Origin of the sequence: Pseudomonas sp. 2(2015) (assembly GCF_000955865.1) — a bacterium.
Lineage (GTDB): Bacteria > Pseudomonadota > Gammaproteobacteria > Pseudomonadales > Pseudomonadaceae > Aquipseudomonas.
In genome coordinates, this window is the sequence record NZ_JYOF01000002.1 from 99,845 (window position 1) to 113,258 (window position 13,414).

12 protein-coding genes and 1 riboswitch are annotated in these 13,414 nt (G+C 62.5%); of the genes, 6 read left to right on the forward strand and 6 right to left on the reverse strand.

The window, feature by feature from the left end; translation table 11 throughout:
• Position 1: 1 nt before the first annotated feature.
• Together UB48_RS02045 and UB48_RS02050 are read right to left on the reverse strand one after the other, a co-directional pair.
• Positions 2-388: an MAPEG family protein gene (locus UB48_RS02045; protein ID WP_045193822.1), complete on the reverse strand. Its 387-nt coding sequence runs from the start codon at positions 386-388 to the stop codon at positions 2-4.
• A 25-nt stretch (positions 389-413) separates the two neighbouring features.
• Positions 414-1,247 carry an EamA family transporter gene (locus UB48_RS02050; RefSeq protein WP_045193824.1) on the reverse strand — a complete coding sequence of 278 codons (834 nt, stop codon included), beginning with the start codon at positions 1,245-1,247 and terminating at the stop codon, positions 414-416.
• 200 nt (positions 1,248-1,447) lie between these two features.
• Between UB48_RS02050 and UB48_RS02055 the strand changes: the two genes are divergently transcribed.
• Complete coding sequence (locus tag UB48_RS02055; RefSeq protein WP_045193825.1) at positions 1,448-2,683, forward strand: sodium:proton antiporter; 1,236 nt, start codon at positions 1,448-1,450, stop codon at positions 2,681-2,683.
• Between the two features lie 66 nt (positions 2,684-2,749).
• Here the strand turns inward: UB48_RS02055 and UB48_RS02060 are convergent, their stop codons facing one another.
• On the reverse strand, positions 2,750-3,148 hold the full coding sequence (locus UB48_RS02060) for an acyl-CoA thioesterase (protein ID WP_010221517.1): 399 nt from the start codon (positions 3,146-3,148) through the stop codon (positions 2,750-2,752).
• A gap of 182 nt (positions 3,149-3,330) precedes the next feature.
• Positions 3,331-3,435, forward strand: a riboswitch (S-adenosyl-L-homocysteine riboswitch).
• Positions 3,436-3,456: 21 nt separating this feature from the next.
• Here UB48_RS02060 and ahcY point away from each other — a divergent pair.
• From ahcY to UB48_RS02085, 5 genes are all read left to right on the forward strand, one after another.
• Complete coding sequence (gene ahcY / locus UB48_RS02065; protein ID WP_045193826.1) at positions 3,457-4,866, forward strand: adenosylhomocysteinase; 1,410 nt, start codon at positions 3,457-3,459, stop codon at positions 4,864-4,866.
• 93 nt (positions 4,867-4,959) lie between these two features.
• Complete coding sequence (metF, locus tag UB48_RS02070; protein WP_045193827.1) at positions 4,960-5,805, forward strand: methylenetetrahydrofolate reductase [NAD(P)H]; 846 nt, start codon at positions 4,960-4,962, stop codon at positions 5,803-5,805.
• Between the two features lie 109 nt (positions 5,806-5,914).
• A complete protein-coding gene (locus tag UB48_RS02075; RefSeq protein WP_045193829.1) occupies positions 5,915-6,997 on the forward strand; it encodes a hypothetical protein in 1,083 nt (360 codons plus the stop codon).
• 65 nt (positions 6,998-7,062) lie between these two features.
• A complete protein-coding gene (locus UB48_RS02080) occupies positions 7,063-7,848 on the forward strand; it encodes an ABC transporter substrate-binding protein (protein WP_045193830.1) in 786 nt (261 codons plus the stop codon).
• A gap of 221 nt (positions 7,849-8,069) precedes the next feature.
• Positions 8,070-9,953 (forward strand): DEAD/DEAH box helicase, encoded by a 1,884-nt coding sequence (locus UB48_RS02085; protein WP_045193831.1) that lies wholly within the window; start codon positions 8,070-8,072, stop codon positions 9,951-9,953.
• A 64-nt stretch (positions 9,954-10,017) separates the two neighbouring features.
• Here the strand turns inward: UB48_RS02085 and UB48_RS02090 are convergent, their stop codons facing one another.
• The 3 genes from UB48_RS02090 to UB48_RS02100 form a co-directional block, all read right to left on the reverse strand.
• Positions 10,018-10,596 (reverse strand): YceI family protein, encoded by a 579-nt coding sequence (locus UB48_RS02090; RefSeq protein WP_045193832.1) that lies wholly within the window; start codon positions 10,594-10,596, stop codon positions 10,018-10,020.
• 34 nt (positions 10,597-10,630) lie between these two features.
• Complete coding sequence (locus tag UB48_RS02095) at positions 10,631-11,182, reverse strand: cytochrome b (protein WP_045193834.1); 552 nt, start codon at positions 11,180-11,182, stop codon at positions 10,631-10,633.
• Positions 11,183-11,444: 262 nt separating this feature from the next.
• Positions 11,445-13,301, reverse strand: coding sequence for a flavin monoamine oxidase family protein (locus tag UB48_RS02100; protein ID WP_045193836.1), 1,857 nt, complete (start codon positions 13,299-13,301; stop codon positions 11,445-11,447).
• Between the last annotated feature and the right edge of the window lie 113 nt (positions 13,302-13,414).

A 13,414-nucleotide genomic window follows, 5' to 3' on the forward strand; every position in this document is an offset into this window, starting at 1 on the left:
CTCAGATCGAGACGAAGAAGAACGACGCAATCAGGCCCAGGCCGACGAACCACACCAGCGAACGCAGGGCGGCCCAGTCGGCCAGGTAGCAGATGATGTAGAGCAGGCGGCTGGTGATGTACAGCACCGCCAGCACGTCCTGGGTCACCTGCTCGGCATTGCCGACAATGTCGGCGATGATCACTGCCGCGGCGAACGCGGGGAAGGCTTCGAAGCTGTTCATCTGCGCTGCGTTAGCCCGGCGCGGCAAGCCTTCGAGTTTGTCGAGGAAGGCCCGCGGGTCGTGGTTCTGGCGCAGGCTGAAGCGCCCGCTGGCAACCTTGGCGATGCTGGTACAGACAATGGGCAAAAACAACGCAATCAGTACACACCAGAAGGCAACGGTCATGGCCAAGTCCTTGTCAGTAGAATTATCAGAGTTTCATGATCAGCATGCCGATCAGCACCAGGGCACAGGCTAAGAGCCTCGGCCCGCCAAAAGGTTCTTTGAGGTAGCGCATGCCGAACAGCACCACCAGAATCACGCTGACCTCGCGCAGCGCCGCCGCCTCGGCCACCGACCCCAGTTGCATGGCCCAGAGCACCAGGGCATAGCTGAACAACACGCAAAAACCCACCGCCAGGCCCAAGCGCCACTGCAGCCGCCAGAACAGCATGAACGGCGCGCGCCGGGCCACCCCGGCCAGCAGCGGAAACGGCCAGGCACTGATCAGCGTCAGCCATACAAGATAGTCCAGCGGCTGCGACCACAGGCGGATCGCCTGGCCGTCGAGCCAGGTGTAGCAACCGATGCACAGGCCGATCAAGGCCACCACCGGCAGCATCGACCAGGGCAGCCGGTCACCGCCGCCGCCCTGCCAGAGCAGGCAGGCCATGCCACAGGGAATGAGCAGGATGCCGATGATCTGCTGGCTGCTCAGGGCTTCGCCGGCAAAGGTCAGGGTCAGCGCCAGCACCACCAGCGGCGACAGGCCGCGCATCAACGGATAGACCAGCCCCAGGTCACCGACCCGATAGGCCTGTATCAGCAGGAACCGGTAGAAGAGTTCAAACACTGCCGAGGCCAGCATCCACGGCCAGACCTCGGCCGGCGGCACCTGGACGAACGCGACCATGGCGAGGGCAAATACCAGCGCCACCACGTCCATGCTGGCAATCACCAGCAGGCGTTCGCCGCTGAATTTGATCAGGGTGTTCCAGGTCGCGTGCAGCAGCGCCGCGACCAATACCAATGAGGTGGCTAACACGCAATGGTCCTTGGCAAGGCAGGTGAGGTCATCAATGGCCAGGCGCTATATAACCACTTCAGCACAGGCGGCTGGAAACGAAATCGAAAGAACGCGGTCAACGAAACCAGTCAAAAGTGTGTCCCGAAGCCCTCGGCAGGTCATCAAAGAAATGCCCGAGGCTATCGGGTGTCGACTTGGAAGCCACTACAGGACCTAGGATGCTTGAGCTCGTTGCTGCGTTTATCTGTTTGACCACCCTCCTCACCTATGTAAATTACCGTTTCATCGGCCTGCCCCCAACCATCGGCGTGATGGTCACCGCCTTGCTGTTCTCGCTGCTGCTGCAAGGCTTGAGCGTGATCGGCTACCCCGGCCTGGAAGAGCGCGTGCAGGGCTTGATGAACCAGATCGACTTCAACGATCTGCTGATGCACTGGATGCTGTCGTTCCTGCTGTTCGCCGGCGCCTTGCACGTGAACCTTGCCGACCTGCGCAGCTACCGCTGGCCGATCGGCCTGCTGGCGACCGTCGGCGTGCTGATCGCCACCGTGGTCATCGGTTTTCTCGCCCACTGGATTTTCGCCCTGTTCGGCTGGCATGTGAGCCTGCTCTACTGCCTGCTGTTCGGTGCCTTGATCTCGCCGACCGACCCGATCGCGGTTCTCGGCGCACTGCGTACCGCCAATGCCTCCAAGCCACTGAAGACCACCATCGTTGGCGAGTCGCTGTTCAACGACGGCACTGCAGTCGTGGTGTTCACCGTATTGCTGGGCATCGCCCAGCTTGGCGAAACACCGACGGTGGCCGACACCGCGATCCTGTTCGCCCGCGAAGCCATTGGCGGCATTCTGTTCGGCGGCCTGGTGGGCTACATCACCTACCGCATGATCAAAAGCATCGAGCAGTACCAGGTCGAGGTCATGCTGACCCTGGCACTGGTGATCGGCGGTTCGGCCATGGCCTATGAGCTGCACGTTTCGGCGCCGATCGCCATGGTCGTGGCCGGCCTGATCATCGGCAACCTGGGCCGCAACCTGGCAATGAACGACATGACCCGCCGCTACCTGGACGGTTTCTGGGAACTGATCGACGACATGCTCAACGCCCTGCTGTTCGCCCTGATCGGCCTGGAGCTGTTGCTGCTGCCATTCTCGTGGATGCACCTGGCGGCGGCCGGCGTGCTGGCAGTGGCGATCCTGCTGTCGCGGCTGCTGACCGTGGCACCGGCCATCCTGATGCTGCGCCGTTGGCGCACCGTTCCGCGCGGTACCGTGCGGGTGCTGACCTGGGGTGGCCTGCGTGGCGGTGTGTCGGTGGCCCTGGCGCTGTCGCTGCCATCGGGCACCGAGCGTGATCTGCTGCTGAGCATCACCTACATCGTGGTGCTGTCGTCGATCCTGTTGCAGGGCCTGACGATCGGCCGGGTGGTGCGCGGGGTTACCGAGCAGCCTTGACACCGCTATCGCTGGCAAGCCTGCTCCCACAGGGATATATGGGAGCCGGCTTGCCGGCGGCGCCTATCACTCCACCGCGGTATCGAACTGATCCTTGATGTACTTGATCTCAGTGCGCCCGTGCGGCGCCGGCAAGCCGTCTTCACCGAGGTTGACGAAGACCATGCGGTCGACGGTGAGGATGCTCTTGCGGGTGATCTTGTTGCGCACTTCGCACTTGAGGGTGATCGAGGTGCGGCCGAATTCAGTGGCGGTGATGCCCAGTTCGATGATGTCGCCCTGACGCGAAGCGCTGACGAAGTTGATCTCCGAAATGTACTTGGTCACCACGCGCTGGTTGCCCAGCTGGACGATCGCATAGATCGCCGCCTCTTCGTCGATCCAGCGCAGCAGGCTGCCGCCGAACAGGGTGCCGTTGGGGTTGAGGTCTTCGGGTTTTACCCATTTGCGGGTGTGGAAATTCATATCTGCTCCTGACCGTCTTGCCAATCGATGTGGGTAATGATGGCAGAGCCTGACCCCCTCCTCCATTTAACATCGACTATGGTCTCGATTAATCGACAGAAAACCTTGGGCAGTTGCGCTGGCGCAGCTATAATCGCCAACGCTTCAATACGGTCATCGTCATCCACGACCGTTCCCGCCACCTGTCCGAGGGGCGCTGCAGCAGGTTCAACCTGTCAGGCTCGGATGGGGCGTTGTCCCGCCAGGCCTGCCTGCGGACACTAAACGCACAACGGCGCCCATTCGCACACTACGAATGGAGGCTCTCAATGAGCGCTGTAAACACGCCTGCTGGTTTTACCGATTACAAAGTCGCCGACATCTCCCTGGCTGCCTGGGGCCGTCGCGAGACCATCATTGCCGAATCGGAAATGCCTGCGCTGATGGGCCTGCGCCGCAAGTACCTTGAAGAGCAACCGCTCAAGGGTGCGAAAATCCTCGGCTGCATCCACATGACCATTCAGACCGCCGTGCTGATCGAAACCCTGGTCGCCCTGGGTGCCGAAGTACGCTGGTCGTCCTGCAACATCTTCTCGACCCAGGACCAGGCCGCTGCCTCCATCGCCGCTGCCGGCATCCCTGTGTTCGCCTGGAAAGGCGAGACCGAGCAAGAGTACGAGTGGTGCCTGGAGCAGACCATCCTCAAGGATGGCCAGCCATGGGACGCCAATATGATCCTCGACGACGGCGGCGACCTCACCGAACTGCTGCACAAGAAATACCCGGCGGTACTGGAGCGCGTCCACGGCGTCACCGAAGAGACCACCACCGGTGTGCACCGCCTGCTCGACATGCTGGCCAAGGGCGAGCTGAAAGTCCCGGCGATCAACGTCAACGACTCGGTCACCAAGAGCAAGAACGACAACAAGTACGGCTGCCGTCACAGCCTCAACGATGCCATCAAGCGCGGCACCGACCACCTGCTGTCGGGCAAGCAGGCGCTGGTCATCGGTTACGGTGACGTGGGCAAGGGCTCGGCCCAGTCGCTGCGTCAGGAAGGCATGATCGTCAAGGTTTCCGAAGTTGACCCGATCTGCGCCATGCAGGCCTGCATGGACGGCTTCGAGCTGGTCTCGCCGTTCATCGACGGTATCAACAACGGCACCGAAGCGAGCATCGACAAGGCCCTGCTGGGCAAGATCGACCTGATCGTGACCACCACCGGTAACGTCAACGTTTGCGATGCCAACATGCTCAAGGCCCTGAAAAAGCGCGCCGTGGTCTGCAACATCGGCCACTTCGACAATGAAATCGACACCGCTTTCATGCGCAAGAACTGGGCCTGGGAAGAAGTCAAACCACAGGTACACAAGATCCACCGTACCGGCCACGGCGACTTCGACCCACAGAACGATGACTACCTGATCCTGCTGGCCGAAGGCCGCCTGGTGAACCTGGGCAACGCTACCGGTCACCCAAGCCGGATCATGGACGGCTCGTTCGCCAACCAGGTCCTGGCACAGATCTTCCTGTTCGAACAGAAGTACGCCGACCTGCCAGCCGCTCAGAAAGCCGAGCGCCTGACCGTTGAAGTCCTGCCGAAGAAACTCGACGAAGAAGTGGCCCTGGAAATGGTCCGCGGCTTCGGTGGTGTAGTGACCCAACTGACCCCGCAACAGGCCGAATACATCGGCGTGACTGTTGAAGGGCCATTCAAGCCACACGCCTACCGTTACTGAAAGTTGGTAGCTGCAAGCTGCAAGCTGCAAGCGGTTCGCGCCGCTTCTGCTTGTCGCTTGCGGCTTGTAGCTTGCCGCTGAAGAGAACCTTCTATGTCTCAGGAACGTCGTTACAGCTTCGAGTTCTTCCCGACCAAGACCGATGCTGGACATGAAAAACTGCTCGCCACTGCCCGCCAGCTGGCCAGCTACAACCCGGATTTCTTCTCCTGCACCTACGGTGCCGGTGGCTCGACCCGCGACCGCACGTTGAACACCGTGCTGCAGCTGGAAAGCGAAGTGAAAGTCCCCGCCGCCCCGCACCTGTCGTGCGTCGGCGACAGCAAGGACGACCTGCGCTCGCTGCTGACCCAGTACAAGGCAGCCGGCATCCAGCGCATCGTCGCCTTGCGCGGCGACCTGCCGTCGGGCATGGGCATGGCCAGCGGTGAGCTGCGCTACGCCAACGAACTGGTGGAGTTCATCCGCCAGGAAAGCGGCGATCACTTCCATATCGAAATCGCCGCCTACCCGGAGATGCATCCCCAGGCGCGCAACTTCGAGGATGACCTGAAGAACTTCGTGCGCAAGGCCAACGCCGGCGCCGACAGCGCCATCACCCAGTACTTCTTCAACGCCGACAGCTACTTCTATTTCGTCGAGCGCGTGCAGCAGCTGGGTGTGGATATTCCGGTAGTACCGGGGATCATGCCGATCACCAACTACAGCAAGCTGGCGCGCTTCTCCGACGCTTGCGGCGCCGAGATCCCACGCTGGATCCGCAAGCAGCTGGAAGCCTACGGCGACGATGTGAAGAGCATCCAGGCCTTCGGTGAAGACGTCATCACCCGCATGTGCGAGCAACTGCTGCAAGGCGGCGCTCCAGGGTTGCACTTCTACACCCTGAACCAGGCCGACCCGAGCCTGGCGATCTGGAACAACCTCAAGTTGCCCCGCTGATCGAACCGCTACACCGCAGGTAACAATTGCGTCAGAATACTGAAAAGGCCTTTAGCTTACGCTAAGGGCCTTTCTGCATTCCTGCCCCCAGACGGATTTTCGTGCCTTCATGCGCCAAGGACTTACCCCTGCTCGACCGCAACTCGTTTACCTGGTCTTCGGGCCGCCCACCTACCACCAGGAAGCCCAGTTCAGCATCGTCAGCGCCCTGGCCAACCTGCGCAAGACACCCGGGGAAGCACTTGATATCCAGGTCTACAGCGACAATCCCGAACCCTACCAGCACCTGCCGGTAAGCGTTCATTCACTCGACGCCGCCACCCGTGAAGCCTGGAACCAGCCCTACGGCTACCACTTTCGCAGCAAGCACGTGGTGCTGCGTCAGGTGCTGGCCAGCGCGCCCATGGCCGTGCTGATCGATACCGACACGTTCTTCCATCAGTCGCCCATCGAGCTGTTTCGCCGGGTCAAGCCGGGCACCCTGCTGTGCAATGCCATCGGCAGTACCTATGGCAATGATCCTCAGTGCCCGCTGTTCCAGAGCCTGGCAGCAATGCTCGAAGAACGCGGGCTGGCCGACCGGCACATGGCGCTGCTGAACTCCGGCGTCATCGGCCTGATGCAGGAAGATGCGCCATTGCTGGACCGCTCCATCGCCTTGATGGACGAGTACTACCCCCACGCCAACGGCGCCTACACCCTGGAGGAGTTCTGCCTGGGCGTGGCCGCCTACCGGCAGATGCAGGTTAACCAGTGCACCGACCTGATCCATCACTACTGGAGCCGCAAGCAGCTGTTCCGGGCCAAGGTCCAGGCCTGGCTGGCCAAGCACCAGCACGCGCCCCTGAGCGAAGAGGCGTTGGCGGATGTCACCCGCGTCAACGCCCAGTTGCCCAAACCGCCGACCTTGCAACGCCTGGGCTACAAGGCGCTGAGCCTGGCCCTGCCGAGCGAACAGCGCCAGTTCATGCGCGAGTTGCTCAATGGCTGCTATGACTACCCCAACGAGTTCGACCGCGCCTGCGCTACGGCCTGGTGGGACAAGGCCCTGGACAACGCCAGGGCCCGCCATCCGCGGCCGATCTGCGCCGATACCCTGCAGCGATGGTTCGAGCACCCAGGCATGCGCCTGTCGCTGGGCCGCAAGCACCGCACGGTGCGTGATTCACTGTTAAAGCGATCACAGCGCTGACACCCAGGCTGGCTCGACATGCACGGCTACTAGCCATAGCCGTGCACACGTCGTAATCTCCAGCCATGCCCGATTTCACCCGCCTGTTGACCGCGCTGATTCTCACTTGCCTGAGTGCCTTTGCCCACGGCGAGAAGCTGCGTATCGTCACCGAACCCTGGGCCCCCTACGTCTATCTCGAAGACGGCCAGGCCAAAGGCATCGACTATGAGGTCACCGCCGAGGTATTCAAGCGCCTGGGGGTCGAGGTGGAATGGCAGTTCCTGCCCTGGAAGCGCTGCCTGGCGATGATCGAGCAGGGCCTGGCCGATGGCGTGCTGGACATCTTCCAGACCGAACAGCGCGACAGCCAGTTGTTCTACCCCAGCGAGCCGCTGTCCGACGTCGAATTCACCCTGTTCTATGCCAACGCCCGCCCGCACAAGGTCAAGCACCTGGAAGACCTGCGCGGCCTTACCGTCGGCACTTCGCCCGGTTACAGCTATGGTGGCGCGTTTATCGACTCACCACTGTTCACCCGCGAGCCGGCCCCCACTCACGAGGCCAACTTCGGCAAGCTCCAGCGCGGACGTATCGACCTGTTGATTACCGACCGCCGTGTGGGCCGCTATATGATCAAGACATTGGGCCTGGAACAGCAGATCAGCGAACTGCCTCTGGTGATCAGCCGCCACAGCCAGTACCTGGCGGTGCGCCGCAATGTCGGCATGGACCTGCTGGCCCAGCGCTTTGCCGCCGAGCTGCGGCGCTTCAAGCGCGAGCCGGCCTATGCCGCGCTGCATGCACGCTACGCCGGCACTGCGGAAAACTTTCCAACCGCCGTTGAGCAGCAGGAAAGCAGCATGCGCTGAATGCTCTGTTATACTCGGGCCTTCCCGCCAGGCTTACGCCCGGACGCTCGGCCTTGCAAAAGGCATCCCGACCGGCAGGACAGCGCGGCCCAGAGCCCGCCCGCCGCCCCGGATGCGCATTGAAGACCCTGCTGGACCGGACGCGATAGCATCAGCTGATGCCCGTCGCGCCAGGCAAGATTATCCCATCGGGCTCAGCCCCCATTAAAACAGGATTACTCATGTCCTTTGCTTCCCTCGGTCTCTCCGAGGCTCTAGTTCGCGCCATCGAGGCTGCGGGCTACACCCAGCCCACTCCGGTGCAACAGCGGGCCATTCCCGCCGTGTTGCAAGGCCGCGACCTGATGGTTGCCGCCCAGACAGGTACTGGTAAAACCGGCGGTTTCGCCCTGCCGATCCTTGAACGCCTGTTCCCCGGTGGTCACCCGGACAAATCCCAGCGCCATGGCCCACGCCAGCCGCGGGTACTGGTGCTGACCCCGACGCGCGAACTGGCCGCCCAGGTTCACGACAGCTTCAAGGTTTACGCCCGCGACCTCAAATTCGTCAGCGCCTGCATCTTTGGTGGCGTCGGCATGAACCCACAGGTTCAGGCCATGGCCAAGGGTGTCGACGTGCTGGTGGCCTGCCCCGGCCGTCTGCTGGATCTCGCCGGCCAGGGCAGCGTTGACCTGTCCCACGTCGAGACCCTGGTGCTCGACGAAGCCGACCGCATGCTCGACATGGGCTTCATCCATGATGTGAAGAAGGTCCTTGCCCGCCTGCCGGCCAAGCGTCAGAACCTGCTGTTCTCGGCGACCTTCTCCAAAGACATTACTGACCTTGCCGACAAGCTGCTGCACAACCCCGAGCGCATCGAGGTCACGCCGCCGAACACCACGGTCGAGCGTATCGAGCAGCGCGTCTACCGCCTGCCGGCCAGCCACAAGCGCGCCTTGCTGGCACACCTGATCACCACCGGTGCGTGGGAACAGGTGCTGGTGTTCACCCGTACCAAGCATGGCGCCAACCGCCTGGCCGAGTACCTGGAAAAACACGGCCTGACCGCCGCCGCGATCCACGGCAACAAGAGCCAGAACGCGCGCACCAAGGCCCTGGCCGACTTCAAGGCCGGCAGCGTGCGCATCATGGTTGCCACCGATATCGCCGCCCGTGGCCTGGACATCGACCAGTTGCCGCACGTGGTCAACTTCGAACTGCCCAACGTTGAAGAAGACTACGTTCACCGTATCGGCCGTACCGGTCGTGCCGGTCGTTCGGGCGAGGCCATCTCGCTGGTCGCGCCGGATGAAGAAAAACTGCTCAAGAGCATCGAGCGCGTTACCCGCCAGAAGATCCCGGATGGCGACCTGATGGGCTTTGATGCCTCCAAGGTCGAAGCCGAGAAACCCGAGACCCGTGAGCGTCCGCAAAACAATCCGCGTGGTGGCCGTGGCCAGCGTGCCGATGGCAGCAATGCCGGCAGCGGCGGTCGCAAGGACAAGGGCAAGGATCAGGGCAAAGACAAAGGCCGCGACAAGGACAAGGAAAAAACCGCGGAGAAATCCGCCGGTGGTCGCCAGGAGCGCAAGCCCCGCGACAACAAACCGCGTCAGGCCCAGTCGGGCCAGCCAGGTGTTCCGCAAGTTCCGGCCAATCGTGATCCGGAAGAGTTCCTGGATGACGAAGTCGACAACTTCGGCAACCGCGCCGACTACGTCAGCCCTTACCAGAACAAGGGCAACCAGGGCCGTAACCGTCGTCCGGGCGCACCTGCCCAGACCGGCACCGGCGCCAGCACCGGTGGCCAGCCACGTGGCGGCCAGCCGCGCAGCAACAACGGTCCGCGCAGCGGTGGTGGTGCTTCGGCCAATGGCGAGAAGCGCGGCGGCGGTGCCCGTAATGGTGGCGGCAGCCGCGACGGTGGCGGTCGCAATCGCCGCCCGGCGCGCGACGATCAAGCGAGCAAAGAGCCGGCCGTGCGCAATCCGCGTGAAGGCCAGCCGCAGCCGAAGATCGTCCACAAGGAGTCGAAGGTCGACCGCTTCCCGACTGCCGAACAGCTCGAGCAGCTGCCAAGCCGTCCACGTGGCGAGAAGCCTGCGCTGCTGACGCGTAACCGCTGATTCAGCGACCGTGCCAACAAAAACGCCGCCCCTAGGGGCGGCGTTTTCGTTTATGCAGCAAGCATTACTTCTGCTTGATACCTTCGATCGAGATGTCCAGATCCAGGGTCTGCGAAGACGGGCCTGGGCCTTTGATGCCGAAGTCGTTCAGGTTCAGCGTGGTCTTGGCGTTGAAGCCGGCGCGTTCGCCACCCCATGGATCCTTGCCTTCACCGTTGAAGGTGGCCTTGAAGGTCACTGGCTTGGTAACGCCGTGCAGGGTCAGGTCGCCAGTCACGTCAGCAGTTTTCTCGCCGGTCGATTTGACAGCGGTGGAGACGAACTTGGCCTCTGGGAACTTGCTCACATCGAGGAAATCTTTGCTGGCGATGTGCTTGTCACGCTCGGCGTGGTTGGACCACAGGCTGGCGGTTTTCAGGTCGACGGCGATCTTGCTGGCTTCAGGCTTGGCGGCGTCCCAGCTGAAGGAGCCATCGAAGTCCTTGAAGGTGCCGTGGATGAAGCTGTAGCCCAGGTGGCTGATCTTCCAGTCAACGAAGGCGTGCTGGCCTTCCTTGTCGATCTTGTAGTCTGCTGCCATTGCCTGACCGGCCGAGAACAGTGCGGTACCGAGCGCCAGAGCGGCAAAAGTCTTTTTCAACATGCGTCTATATCCCTTTTGGAGTTGAGGTTGAACATCAAGCTTTGCGGCCCAGCATGCGGATCAGGGTCGCGTCACGGTCGATAAAGTGGTGTTTCAGGGCTGCCAGGCCGTGCAGCCCGGCAAAGATCACCAGGCCCCAGGCCAGGTAGAAATGGATCTCGCCGGCGACATCGGCCTGATCGGGCAGGTTGCTGACCAGCGCCGGCACTTCAAACAGGCCGAACACCGGGATGCCAACGCCGTCGGCGGTAGAAATCATGTAGCCGGCGAACATCACCGCGAACAGCCCCAGGTACAGCAGGCCATGGCCGGCCTTGGAGGCGAGGCGGGTGAGTTTGCCGTGGTTGGGCAGCGCTGGCGGCGGTGGGCTGAGAAAGCGCCAGAGCACGCGCAGGAGCATCACACCAAGCAGCACCAGGCCGATACTTTTGTGCAGGTCGGGGGCGTCTTTGCGCCATGGGCTGTAGTAGTCCAGGCCCATCATCCACAGGCCCAGGCCGAACAGGCCGAATACAGCCAGTGCAACACCCCAGTGCAGGACGATGCTGACAAAGCCATAACGAGAAGGTGAGTTGCGCAGTTGCATTGCCGTGTTTCCCTGTAAGAACTGTGCTCAGACTAACGATTTATTAATCGAATAAAAGCAGAAAAACTTGCTCTGAAATATCGAGAAATATGATCTTTAGTATGAAACGAAGCTATTAAGGAAACATTAACTACGTGGGAAGGGAAGACCCTGCGGGCCTTGGGGTCGCTGCGCGGCCCATCGCCGGCAAGGCTGGCTCCCACAGGTTCGGTGTGTACTTGCCCCTGTAGGAGCCGGCGTTGCCGGCGATGAAGTCAGCGCATTACTGCGCCTTGGCCTGGGTATTGGCTACCGGCTTTTTCACTGGTTCCGCCTTGGCGGCGGCTTTTTTCGCAGGTGCCGCCTTGGCTGCGGTTTTCTTCGGCTGTTGCGCCTTGGCTGCCGGCTTTTTCGCCGGTGCCTGCTTGGCCGCTGGTTTGGCCGGAGCGGCTTTCACCGGCGCCTTGGCTGGCTCTTCCTTGGCAACCGGGGCGACCGCAGGTGCTGGCGCAGCCGCCGGCGCAGGGGTCGGAGCCACCTCGGCCTGCTTGGCCGCTGGCTGCTCGGCAGGCTTGTCATCGCTACCGAACATGCGCTTGAAGAAGCCTGGCTTGCCCTCATCCTTCTTCACCGGCTCTTCGGCCTTGGCCGGCTTGTCGGACGAGCCGCCAAACAGGTTGCTGAAGAAATTGCCTTTGCTCGCCGCTGCAGCTGCGGTGCCGGCAGCGGCCGTGGCGGCAACCGCCTTGACCGGCTCGAATGACTTGCCCGCGGCCAGGTCCTGGACCTGGCTGGCAGCGCGCTGGCCGCTGCGCAGGGCGCCTTCGAGGGTGCCTGGGTACATCGCATCGGTGTGCTCGCCAGCAAAGGCAACCCGCTGCACCGGACGCTCCCACAGGCGCCAGTACTTGCTGATCTGCCCAGGACCATAGGCCAGGTAGGCGCCACCGGTACCCACGTCAGTGCTGTAACGGCGTACTTCGTAGCCGGTGAAGGCGCCACGGGCTTGCGGGTAGAAGGCGTGCAGGCGGATCAACACCTGGTCGACCATCTGCTTGTCGCCAAAAGCCTGCAGCAGGCGCGCGTTGTCACCGGAGAGGTTGATCACCACGTTAGCGCCGCCCTTGAGCGCAGGCTCGATCCAGAGCATGCCCAGGCCGGTGTTGCTGTAGATCTCGCCAGACATCCGCGCGCGGCTTTCCCACACCGGGGTCTTGAACTTGAGCATCAGCTGGTCGCGCCAGCCGTAGTTGGTGCCCTTGAGGGCGGCCAGGTGCTTGGTGTCCAGGCCCGGAGTCATCTGGATCTTCGACAGCGCGCGCAGCGGTACGGCCAGCACGACGTAGTCGGCCTGGTAACCGACGCTGCCAACCTTGACGGTGACGCCGTCCTTGTCCTGGATGATGGCGCTGACCGGCGACTGGGTCTTGATGGTTTTCAATTGCTTGACGAAGGCCTGGGCCAGCACCGGGCTACCGCCTGGCAGGCGTGCGGCGCGCAGGTCACGGTCGCTGACGCCGCGGTAGACGCGGGTCTGCTGGGCGAAATAGAGCAGCGACAGGCGCGACGGCTCGTCATAGCGGGTACGGATCTGCTGGTTGACCAGCTGGCGCGCGGTGGCCGGCAGTTGCAGCTTGTCGAGCCAGCCGGAAACGTTGAGCTGGTCGAGGGCGAACAGGGTGCTGTTGGCCGCCGGGTTCAGCGGATCGTCGATCGAGCGTGCGAGGTCGTCGAGGGTCTTCTCGTAACGCTTGAGCGCTTCGGCGGTGGCCGGTTGCTTGGTGCTGAGGTCGGCGGCGCTGAAATACTCGCCATCGATCAGGTAACCCGGGGTACGCACGAACTCAGGTGCCGGCAAGGTGCTGAGCTTGAAGGCATCCAGGTACTGGTTGAGCACCGGCTGGGCCTTGCTGTTGCCGATCCATTCACTGGTGGCCAGGCCCGAGCGCCCGCCCATACCGGTCTTGGCTTCCAGCAGGGTCACCTGCCAGCCCTTGTTCTGCAACTCATAGGCGGCTGTCAGGCCGGCCAGACCGCCACCGACGACGATTGCCGTCGGGGCCTTGTCCTTGGCCAGCGCAGTGCCGCTGAACAGTCCTATCATTACCAGCGCACAGGCGCGCAGCCAACCAGCAGACATTCGGCGAACTCCGGATCAAAGCAGAAGTGTTTGGGGGGATCCCCCAGAAAGAGTAGCCGAAGGATACGCCACGCCAAGCGCCCCCGCCAGCAACGCCAGCACCCTGATTGCAG

What these genes read in the sequence shown, in the direction of transcription:
- UB48_RS02090 (WP_045193832.1), bottom strand. Translation starts at nt 10,596, where the DNA reads ATGTTGAAAAAGACTTTTGCCGCTCTGGCGCTCGGTACCGCACTGTTC.
- UB48_RS02100 (WP_045193836.1), bottom strand. Translation starts at nt 13,301, where the DNA reads ATGTCTGCTGGTTGGCTGCGCGCCTGTGCGCTGGTAATGATAGGACTG.
- UB48_RS02055 (WP_045193825.1), top strand. Translation starts at nt 1,448, where the DNA reads ATGCTTGAGCTCGTTGCTGCGTTTATCTGTTTGACCACCCTCCTCACC.
- ahcY (WP_045193826.1), top strand. Translation starts at nt 3,457, where the DNA reads ATGAGCGCTGTAAACACGCCTGCTGGTTTTACCGATTACAAAGTCGCC.
- metF (WP_045193827.1), top strand. Translation starts at nt 4,960, where the DNA reads ATGTCTCAGGAACGTCGTTACAGCTTCGAGTTCTTCCCGACCAAGACC.
- UB48_RS02080 (WP_045193830.1), top strand. Translation starts at nt 7,063, where the DNA reads ATGCCCGATTTCACCCGCCTGTTGACCGCGCTGATTCTCACTTGCCTG.
- UB48_RS02045 (WP_045193822.1), bottom strand. Translation starts at nt 388, where the DNA reads ATGACCGTTGCCTTCTGGTGTGTACTGATTGCGTTGTTTTTGCCCATT.
- UB48_RS02085 (WP_045193831.1), top strand. Translation starts at nt 8,070, where the DNA reads ATGTCCTTTGCTTCCCTCGGTCTCTCCGAGGCTCTAGTTCGCGCCATC.
- UB48_RS02060 (WP_010221517.1), bottom strand. Translation starts at nt 3,148, where the DNA reads ATGAATTTCCACACCCGCAAATGGGTAAAACCCGAAGACCTCAACCCC.
- UB48_RS02075 (WP_045193829.1), top strand. Translation starts at nt 5,915, where the DNA reads ATGCGCCAAGGACTTACCCCTGCTCGACCGCAACTCGTTTACCTGGTC.
- UB48_RS02095 (WP_045193834.1), bottom strand. Translation starts at nt 11,182, where the DNA reads ATGCAACTGCGCAACTCACCTTCTCGTTATGGCTTTGTCAGCATCGTC.